Annotated in this window: 6 protein-coding genes and 1 other annotated feature; of the genes, 2 read left to right on the top strand and 4 right to left on the bottom strand. The window is 44.8% G+C overall.

Features of this window, described 5'->3' with window-relative positions:
- The first annotated feature begins 60 nt into the window (after nt 1-60).
- Nucleotides 61-1,230 (top strand): pyridoxal phosphate-dependent aminotransferase, encoded by a 1,170-nt coding sequence (locus FD47_RS13255; protein ID WP_054736428.1) that lies wholly within the window; start codon nt 61-63, stop codon nt 1,228-1,230.
- Between the two features lie 162 nt (nt 1,231-1,392).
- Here FD47_RS13255 and FD47_RS16205 read toward each other — a convergent pair whose 3' ends face one another.
- A complete protein-coding gene (locus FD47_RS16205; protein WP_054736429.1) occupies nt 1,393-2,217 on the bottom strand; it encodes a matrixin family metalloprotease in 825 nt (274 codons plus the stop codon).
- Nucleotides 2,218-2,349: 132 nt separating this feature from the next.
- On the opposite strand from FD47_RS16205, the gene FD47_RS13245 reads away from it, so the two are divergent.
- Entirely contained in the window at nt 2,350-2,799 is a 450-nt protein-coding gene (locus tag FD47_RS13245) for a GNAT family N-acetyltransferase (RefSeq protein ID WP_056980791.1), read from the top strand.
- Here the strand turns inward: FD47_RS13245 and FD47_RS13240 are convergent.
- The 3 genes from FD47_RS13240 to FD47_RS13230 form a co-directional block, all read right to left on the bottom strand.
- Nucleotides 2,793-3,116, bottom strand: a complete 324-nt coding sequence (locus FD47_RS13240) for a hypothetical protein (protein ID WP_054736432.1) — start codon at nt 3,114-3,116, stop codon at nt 2,793-2,795. The two genes, FD47_RS13245 and FD47_RS13240, sit on opposite strands and share 7 nt — an antisense overlap.
- A gap of 56 nt (nt 3,117-3,172) precedes the next feature.
- The gene (locus tag FD47_RS13235; protein WP_056980790.1) at nt 3,173-4,465 is read right to left on the bottom strand and encodes a Y-family DNA polymerase; all 1,293 of its coding nucleotides are present in this window, start codon (nt 4,463-4,465) and stop codon (nt 3,173-3,175) included.
- Nucleotides 4,466-4,704: 239 nt separating this feature from the next.
- Nucleotides 4,705-5,538, bottom strand: coding sequence for a 2-keto-4-pentenoate hydratase (locus tag FD47_RS13230; protein WP_054736434.1), 834 nt, complete (start codon nt 5,536-5,538; stop codon nt 4,705-4,707).
- A 343-nt stretch (nt 5,539-5,881) separates the two neighbouring features.
- Nucleotides 5,882-6,119, bottom strand: a binding site (T-box leader).
- Nucleotides 6,120-6,172 lie beyond the last annotated feature (53 nt).

The raw sequence follows: 6,172 nt of genomic DNA, 5'->3' as shown, positions 1-6,172 counted from the left end.
AGTGTTGCACTTGATTTGACAATTGAGGGATGATTTAATTTTTGTATTGGAGGGATTATTTTGAATTTTCCAGAATCGAATAGCTTGCAACGATTACCGAAGCAATTCTTCGCTAATCTAGTCAGAAAGGTCAATGCAAAGGTTGCCACCGGTGCCGATGTCATTAACCTTGGACAGGGGAATCCTGATCAGCCAACGCCAGATTTTATTGTGAAAGCGATGCAGGAAGCAACCGCTAAGCCAGCAAACCATAAATATTCACAGTTTCGTGGTGATCCTGAACTCAAAAAAGCCGCCGCTGCTTTTTATAAGCGCGAATATGGGGTTGAATTGGATCCGGAAAAAGAGATTGCGATTTTAGGCGGTTCGAAAATTGGTTTAGTGGAATTGCCATTTGCAATATTAAATCCTGGAGATACGATGATTTTGCCCGATCCCGGTTACCCTGATTACTTGTCCGGCGTGGCATTGGCGGATGTTCGATTAGAGCTAATGCGGCTTAAAGAGGAAAATCAATTTTTACCAGACTATGATGACCTCGACGCCGCGGTGGTTCAACGAGCCAAACTCATGTATTTAAACTATCCGAATAATCCAACCGGGGCGACGGCAACTCCTGAATTCTTTAAGAAAACGGTTGATTTTGCCAAACAAAATCAAATTGGCGTTGTTCAGGACTTTGCTTATGGTGCAATTGGATTTGACGGCAAACGACCCGTTAGTTTTTTGCAAACGCCAGGGGCCAAGGACGTTGGCATTGAAACATACACATTCTCCAAATCTTACAACATGGCCGGCTGGCGGATTGGTTTTGCGGCCGGTAACGCTGACATGATCGAAGCAATTAATCTTATTCAAGATCATCTATTTGTCAGTGTCTTTCCAGCGATTCAAAAAGCGGCAATTACCGCACTCAACAGTGACCAACGGAGCGTGAGAGATTTAGTGGCGCTCTACGAGAAGCGCAGAAATCAATTTTTCAGTGCTGCTCGGGCGATCGGTTGGGAACCATATCCTTCCGGCGGCTCATTTTACGCCTGGATGCCGGTTCCCAAAGGCTACACGAGCGAATCATTCGCCGATCTTTTATTAGAAAAGGCCGCGGTTGCCGTGGCTCCTGGAAATGGATTTGGTGCCGGTGGGGAAGGCTTCGTGCGGGTTGGACTGTTGATTGACGAACCACGATTTACCGAAGCTTGTCAACGAATTAAGAAGCTTGGATTATTTTAATCCTTAGTTTAGCTAATTAAAAAGGGCTATATGGCTGAGTGCGTGTCCACAAACAGTTTGCTGTTACCTGATTCATTGAGAAAATATCTAAATTAGAAGGGGTTGGCGCAAAGCTTTGAACTTTGTACCAACCCCACTATTATGCCGGGTTAAGGTTAACGGCTACCAGTACTCCAGTTGTTTTGTGAGTTGAGCACGGTGTAAATCGCGCTGAGATATGCGCGCCATTTCGGTGCCATCCAGACCAGAAGATGAACGTTCAATTGGGTGACTCCAGTGATACTTGGCAACGACATTTCCTTCACTATTTGCTGCGTACATAAGGTCCGCTTGGTAAGCCGTGTGATCCAGTCCCAGGGTGTGGCCGAGTTCGTGGGCGATGACCCCGGTCCAATACTGTCTGGTCGACATTTTAGCTGCGAGCGATGGTTTTATGTATGCAACGGGATACTTAGGGTCTTTAAAATGATTTTTGGCAATCAGAATCGTTTTTCCATTATATAGACCATCCCAATTATCGGCAGCGGTGGAAGTGAACCGAATGCTCAGGGTCTGAGTTTTACTGGTGCCCATTTTAAACACGGGGAATTTCAGCGCGGTGTTCCATTTCTGTATAGCGGCTTTCGTTAACGGACGTAATTGATGATCGGCCACGTAAATCGTTGCCGTGTGCTTCTTAAACATCACCCTTGGTGAAAAGCTAAAGACGTTATAGGCAGTATCGAAAAGCTTTTCGTTGGTTTTGTAGTCGGCCGGCTTCAATGTTAAAATTGTTCGATCGGGATCCATATCTGGGGCTTGGTTAATTAATTTAACGGTTGCCTTTTCAGAAATTGAATGGCCGTTACGCGAAACCCCGTGCGTCTGCATTGCTGGCGGGATCTGATTTGCCTGAATGGGTGTCCCGCTATTGATGCCGATGCCGAAGATGGTAAAAGCGATGGCGATAAACAGCCAGTAAATAGGTTGATGCCCAACTTGCTTCATGTGAGACGCCTCCTTGAATCTTGATAGATAAGGTTAATATAGCATAATTGAACATAAAGTGGCTCATAGAAAGTGATGAATTAGCGTGTTGCATCGAAACAATTAAATTTATAGAAGAAACGGGGTCACAAAATGTGGTCAATCAAAACATTTGCCGAGTTATCCAACCAAGAATTATTTAACATCTATTATTTACGGGTTAAGACGTTCGTAGTCGAACAAAATCGAGTTTATCAGGAGGTTGATGCGTACGATCCTAATGCAATTCACTTTTTTAATGAGGTCGATGGGCACGTCAACGCCTATGCGAGGGTCTTTTTAAAAGATAACACTGTCACCTTTGGGCGGGTTGTCACTGCTGCTGATAAACGGGGAAGCGGTCTTGGCCGGACGCTATTAGAGAAAATTATGACGGCGATTCGGGTCTACTTTCCCAATAGGGCGATCACGATTGAATCGCAATATCAGGTGCGGGGATTTTATCAGAAATTTGGATTTGAGGTGATTGGCGAGCCATTCATCTTTGAATCCACAAAACACATTCGGATGCGGCACGCGCCGATCACCACAATCGCTCACTGAAAATGATGGCCATGAATTTTATCAACTGTAATTTCGGGAGTTGGCTCGATTAAGTGGGATGTGTCCCGGTATTCAATCCGTAAGTGACTGACCGCTTTCAGGTCTGCTAGGACTTGCTGATACTTCGCTGAGTCATGATCGAGTGCCAGCAATTCGTAGGAACGAACGAGTTTGGTTTTAAGCCGGCGATTGTACAAAAAGAAATAGTAACGATTAAAAAAATGGTTATCAACGATGACTAACCAGTACTGATAGTGGGGAAGTCGTTTAAAGGATTTACGGTAAGCGCTAATTAACTGCCTGGATTCTGCTAGCATTGAAAATTCACTTCCTTAATGTGATGGTGGATTAACTATTTCTGAGTGGTAAGTCCCTAGGCTTGGTGGCCGCCAAGCAATCCTGCCCGGGCGATTGCGGTCCCGCCACTGGTTTTGGAAGATGCGCGAACAAGGGCCGTGTAGCCATAGCGTTTTCGAATCATGTCAATGGTCTTCTCAAGCTTTTCGTGGTTAATTACGCGACTGGGGGGTTCAAAAAGATTGAATTGAATCTGGCGCTTTTTGGAAATTCGGTTGCACCTAACGCCTACGGACCGGACTGGGCTGCCATCCCACTTGGCTTTAAGCAAGTAGTGGACGGCAGTTGTAATTTCCATGGTTGAATCACTTGGGTCAATTCCCATTTGAGCGGAGAAGTGGGTGCGTCCCTGCTTATCCGTATCCGCCATGCCAATAAAAATGCTGACGACTTCCGCGACAACGTGGTTTTTCCGTAACCGGGTCGCAACCTGATCGGCAATTTCACCCAGAACCGTCCACAAGTCGTTAAACGTCGTGTAATCCCGCATGAGAATTTGGGAATTGCCGTAACCTTTATTGGCGGGTCGTGGCAGGTACTTTTTTTCGATGTTAGAGTAGTCAATTCCCCAAGCATGGTAGTAAAGCTGTTCACCCAGGACACCAAAATTTTTCTTGAGTTGGTGAATATCTGCATGGGCTAATTCGGAAATGGTGTCAATTCCCATTCGGTTGAGGCGCTGAGCCGTACGACTACCGATTCCCCACATATCTTCTAAACTGGGAATTTGCCAAACTTTTTCAGGGACCATGGCATAGGTCCAAGCTGCAATCCAGGGTTCGGCCTTCTTAGCTTCGTGATCAAGGGCGAGTTTTGCTAGCAGTGGATTTTCGCCAATTCCAATGGTGGTAATAATCCCGGTTTCGTTAAAGACCCGCTGCTGAATTTGGCGGGCAATTTGTTCGTTAGATCCAAATAATTTGTGGCTGTGGGAAACATCAATGAAGCTTTCATCAATGGAGTAGGGAAACCAGTGGGCGTCATCGGTGAATTGGCGGTAGATCAGATTGATTTGGTAATTAAGGGCCACATAGTCTGCCATGTGGGGCTCAACCATTTCAAGATTCATTTGATCATTGATTTGAAAACGGCGGGTCCCAAGCTTAACCTGGCAGTGCTGCTTGGTGTAAGGACTTGCGGCCAGAATAAGGCCGCCGGAAGATTCTTCGCGGCTCATGACCGCAATGTGAGCTGATAGGGGATGCTCGCCGCGTTTAATGGCTTCGGTTGAGGCATAGAAAGATTTACAGTCAATACACATAATGTCATGGACTGGAAGGGCTGCTTCGTTAGCAAGAGGATTTTTCATTGTGATCACCTACCGAATGTTTGTTTGGTTATATGATACGAACATCAGTTCTGATTGTCAAGAGAACATGGCAAAATATGATGATCGATTTGGCTGGCAGATGATTTAATTTAGAAATATTGGCAATTAAAAACGGTTGGCCAAAACCAAAAGGTTTGCGCCAACCGCTTTATCATCAATTATCAATCAAGTTTCATTTAAGCATCTTATTTTCATAAGATTTGGATAAGTCAATTCAGTTAGTCTTTTGAAACGTTTAGGAATACGGCACCCAATCCCTGATCAAAGGTGGCTTTCCATTCGCCATCGGTTAATGACTCAGGCAACAGGAAGGTACCGCTGGATACGCGTTGACCAGCCCGTAATGGTTGGCCCTGATCTTCGAGCTTCTTGACCAGCCATTGAAGGGAGTTTAATGGATTACCAAGGACTTCTGATGAGGCGCCATCCTTTAGCTTCTTACCATCGTGGAATAGTTGGCACTTGACCTTTGCCAATGCATCAACGCTATCAAATAGGCGATTAGCATCAACTTCTTGGCCGTAAACAACGTAGCCGCCAACAGCTGCATCCGCCATAACCATGTATTTGGACAGGCTTGGGAACCAGTCGCTGAATCGTGAATCAGGGACTTCGACGGCAGGGGCGACCTTTGTCTTGCGCAATAGGTCTTCAAGGGAATCTTTGCTGCTGAGGTCTTCCTTGGCAGTAAAGAGCATCTCAACTTCAGCGAGGGGTTCCATTAACTGAGCCCGATGTAAGGTGACCGGCGATTGAACGAAGTGGCTCTTGACCTGAGCACCGTATAGGGGAGAATCAGAATCAAACATATCCTGCGTTTGTTTACTGGTTAATGAAACCTTGTAGCCGCCAACTTCTTCATTTTTAAGTTCGGTAAGCCGTTTTTGAACCCGGTATGCAGCGTCTTCATCCGTCACGACGCCCTTGTAATCTGACTCCTTTAACGCGTTGTGACTTTGATAAGCGTTGAACAGTTTTTCTGCGAGTTCGTTTTCCCTAGTTGACAATTCCATAGTTGCTTGTTTTTGGGTATCCATAAGCGTGACCTCCATAAATTTAAATTAAGATTGTTTGCCTCCGCTTACTCATTTGGGAGGACAAATATGTGTGCGTTAATATGTGATTTGAAACTATGTGATAAATAACATTGGTTAAAATTGAATCAGTATGAATAACTGAAGCTATGTCGAAATAAATGGGTCTGAAATAATGGGTTAAGCTATGTGATCTGATAAATGTAACCTGTAACTTGGTGACTGCCCCTAAACGTTGAGCCCGAATCTGACCGGGCGTATCGTTAGGGGTGCTAATGCCCGATTTCATATGTCCTCACCACCTTTAATAAAATTGATTAAACTCAAATGAAAAAAGCGTCCCTTAACTATCAATTGATAATTAAAGGACGCTTTCACGCGGTACCACCTTATTTTATAGCCCTATCACTAAGACTACCTCACACGTACGGCAAAATGCGATACGCTGACACAATAATGGGTGTTCCCAATTCAGCCTACTATAACGTTTGGCTAAACAGCTCGGAGATGATAATTGTTTACTAACGTGAATTGCTTCTCACCAACCAGCAACTCTCTGATCACAACTAGCGAACAATGCTTCTCGTCAACGCTTTTTCTAATTTGAATTTAATGATTGTCATTAGGGTCCGTCTGAAAACTTTATTTCAGG

The organism is Lentilactobacillus parafarraginis DSM 18390 = JCM 14109, assembly GCF_001435895.1.
Taxonomy (GTDB): domain Bacteria; phylum Bacillota; class Bacilli; order Lactobacillales; family Lactobacillaceae; genus Lentilactobacillus; species Lentilactobacillus parafarraginis.
This window is presented reverse-complemented; position numbering and strand designations above follow the sequence as displayed.